The 3,245-nt window shown below is 56.5% G+C and carries 2 rRNA genes; both read left to right on the top strand.

From position 1 onward, the window contains the following. A 23S ribosomal RNA gene (locus tag AArcSt11_RS16820) occupies positions 1–2,909 on the top strand; the annotation flags it as partial. Positions 2,910–3,063: 154 nt separating this feature from the next. Next, positions 3,064–3,186: ribosomal RNA gene (rrf, locus tag AArcSt11_RS16815) — 5S ribosomal RNA — on the top strand. Positions 3,187–3,245: the final 59 nt, after the last annotated feature.

Below are 3,245 nucleotides of genomic sequence, written 5' to 3'. Positions count from 1 at the left end.
ACGCTGACTGGTGAATAGCTCGGCTCGAGAGCCGACGACGGACGTGCCAAGCTGCGAAAAGCCCGAGGGAGCCGCACGGAGGCGAAGAACTCGGGGTTTCCGAATAGGAATCCTCTTTGCAATTGCTTTGCGCAATGGGGAACGCCGAGAACTGAAACATCTCAGTATCGGCAGGAACAGAAAGCAAACCGCGATATCGTTAGTAACCGCGAGTGAACGCGACACAGTCCAAACCGAAGCCCTCACGGGCAATGTGGTGTTCGGACTGACTCTCACTTCTGGACCGTCTACGAGAAGTCTCCTGGAATGGAGCGTGAAACAGGGTGACAACCCCGTACCGTAGACCAGTACAGAACGCGTCAGCTCCAGAGTATCGGGGGTTGGATATCCCTCGAGAATATCTCAGGCATCGACTGAGAAGACTAAACACTCCTCGAGACCGATAGCGAACAAGTAGCGTGAGCGAACGCTGAAAAGTATTCCATAACGGATGGTGCAATAGGGCTTGAACTCAGTCAGCCACTGAGCGACGGGGCACACAAGGTCCCATGAAAAACGAGATACCCGCGAGGGTACAGTAGGAATCATGGGAAGCCGGTGTTCCGTCGTGCGTTTTGAAAAACGAGCCAGAGAGTGTGTCTGAATGGCGAGTCTAACCGGAGTATCCGGGAAGGCACAGGGAAACCAATACGGCCGCAGTCTTACGACGAGGGCCACCGTGTTCAAGCGCGGGGAGCCATTCGGACACGACCCGAATCCGGACGATCTATGCGTGGGCAAGGTGAAGCATGGCGAAAGCCATGTGGAGGCCTGCTAGAGTTGGTGTTTTACAATACCCTCTCGTGACCCACGTATAGGGGTGAAAGGCCCATCGAGTCCGGCAACAGCTGGTTCCAACCGAAACATGTCGAAGCATGACCTACGCCGAGGTAGTTCGTGGGGTAGAGCAACCGATTGATGATCCCGCCTCCGAGAGGAGTCGGCTCATCTGTCAAACTCCGAACCTACGAACGCTGTTGACGCGTGGATTCCGGTGCGCGGGGTAAGCCTGCGTACCGTAAGGGAGACAACCCAGCGCCGGGTTAAGGTCCCAAACTGTGGATTAAGTGCGATCGAAGGTGGTCCCGAGCCCCAGACAGCCGGGAGGTGAGCTTAGAAGCAGCTACCCTCTAAGAAAAGCGTAACAGCTTACCGGCCGAGGTTCGGGGCGCCCAAAATGATCGGGGCTCAAATCCACGACCGAGACCTGGCCGCACTCTTTGTAGAGTGATCGAGTAGGTTGGCGCTCCAGTTGGGTGGAAGCACGGGAGAGATCTCGTGTGGACCGACTGGTGACGACAATTCTGGCCATAGTAGCAGCGATAGTCGGGTTAGACCCCCGACGGCCTAATGGATAAGGGTTCCTCGGCAATGCTGATCAGCCGAGGGTTAGCCGGTCCTAAGATTCCTCGTAACTCGCGGGAATCGAAGCAGGGTAACGGATTAATATTTCCGTGCCACCATACACTCAAAGGAGACGTTTCGGGGTCGCCCAGGCTGGGCTCGCGCCCAGTGCAATCGTCTAACTCCGTGGAAGCCGTAATGGCACGAAGCGGACGAACGGCGGCATGCCGCAAGCTGGGTCAACCTGGAACCCGTGAAAATCCGAGTATGGTGTCCGTACCGAGAACCGACACAGGTATCCATGGCGGCGAAAGCCAAGGCCTGTCGGGAGCAACCGACGTTAGGGAATTCGGCAAGTTAGTCCCGTACGTTCGCAAGAAGGGATGCCTGCTCTCTATGGAGCAGGTCGCAGTGTCTAGGACGCTCCGACTGTCTAGTAACAACACAGGTGACTGCAAATCCGCAAGGACTCGTACAGTCACTGAATCCTGCCCAGTGCGGGTATCTGAACACCCAGTACAATGGGACGAAGGACCCGTTAACGGCGGGGGTAACTATGACCCTCTTAAGGTAGCGTAGTACCTTGCCGCTTCAGTAGCGGCTTGCACGAATGGATGAACGAGAGCGTCACTGTCCCAACGTTGGGCCCGGTGAACTGTACATTCCAGTGCGGAGTCTGGAGCCCCCCAAGGGGAAGCGAAGACCCTATGGAGCTTTACTGCAGGCTGTCGCTGAGACACGGTCGCTAGTGTGCAGGATAGGTAGGAGTCGTTACACAGGTACCCGCGCTAGCGGGCCACCGAGACAGACGTGAAATACTACCCACTAGTGACTGTGACTCTCACTCCTGGCGGAGGACACCGGTAGCCGGGCAGTTTGACTGGGGCGGTACGCGCTTGAGAGACGATCGAGCGCGCCCCATGATTATCTCAGCCGGGTCAGAAATCCGGCGCAGAGTGCAAGAGCACAAGATAGTCTGACAGTGTCCTGCCTAACGAAGGACGCTGACGCGAAAGCGGGGTCTAGCGAACCAATCATGGTCCTCAATGGGCCAGATTGATGACAGAAAAGCTACCCTAGGGATAACAGAGTCGTCACCCGCAAGAGCACATATCGACCGGGTGGCTTGCTACCTCGATGTCGGTTCCCTCCATCCTGCCCGTGCAGAAGCGGGCAAGGGTGAGGTTGTTCGCCTATTAAAGGAGGTCGTGAGCTGGGTTTAGACCGTCGTGAGACAGGTCGGCTGCTATCTATTGGGGGTGTTTGAGTACCTGACAGGAACGAGCGTATAGTACGAGAGGAACTGCGCTTGGGTGCCACTGGTGTACCGGTTGTCCGCAAGGGCACGTGCCGGGCAGCTACGCACCACGGGGTAAGAGCTGAACGCATCTAAGCTCGAAACCCACCTGGATACGAGGTACTCTTGAGGCTACTCGTAGAAGACGAGTTCAATAGGCTCGGGATGTTAGCGTCGAGGCAACGAGACGTTGAGTCCGCGAGCACTAACAAGCCAAGCCATTCACTCATATCTGAGTGTATCATCTGCACTGGTCCACGAACAGAGCGTTTTTCGCGCTGTGTGACCTGGTCCAGGCGTAAACTGGATCGCACGTATACGGCATAGTGGTCACCGTCCAACACAGGTTGTATTGACTGTGGTTCGAGTCCACAGGTTGGGTTTAAGGCGGCCAGAGCGGCAGGGTTCACTCCCGTACCCATCCCGAACACGGAAGATAAGCCTGCCCGCGTTACGGCAAGTACTGGAGTGGGAGACCCTCTGGAAACACCGAATCGCCGCCTGCTATTCATACTGCGCCCCCATGCATCGTGCATGGGGGCGTTTTTCATTTCGAACCGGGCGA

This window comes from Natranaeroarchaeum aerophilus (assembly GCF_023638055.1).
GTDB classification, from domain to species: domain Archaea; phylum Halobacteriota; class Halobacteria; order Halobacteriales; family Natronoarchaeaceae; genus Natranaeroarchaeum; species Natranaeroarchaeum aerophilum.
Note: the sequence above shows the minus strand (reverse complement) of the source record. Positions and strands in the feature narration are given on the sequence as shown.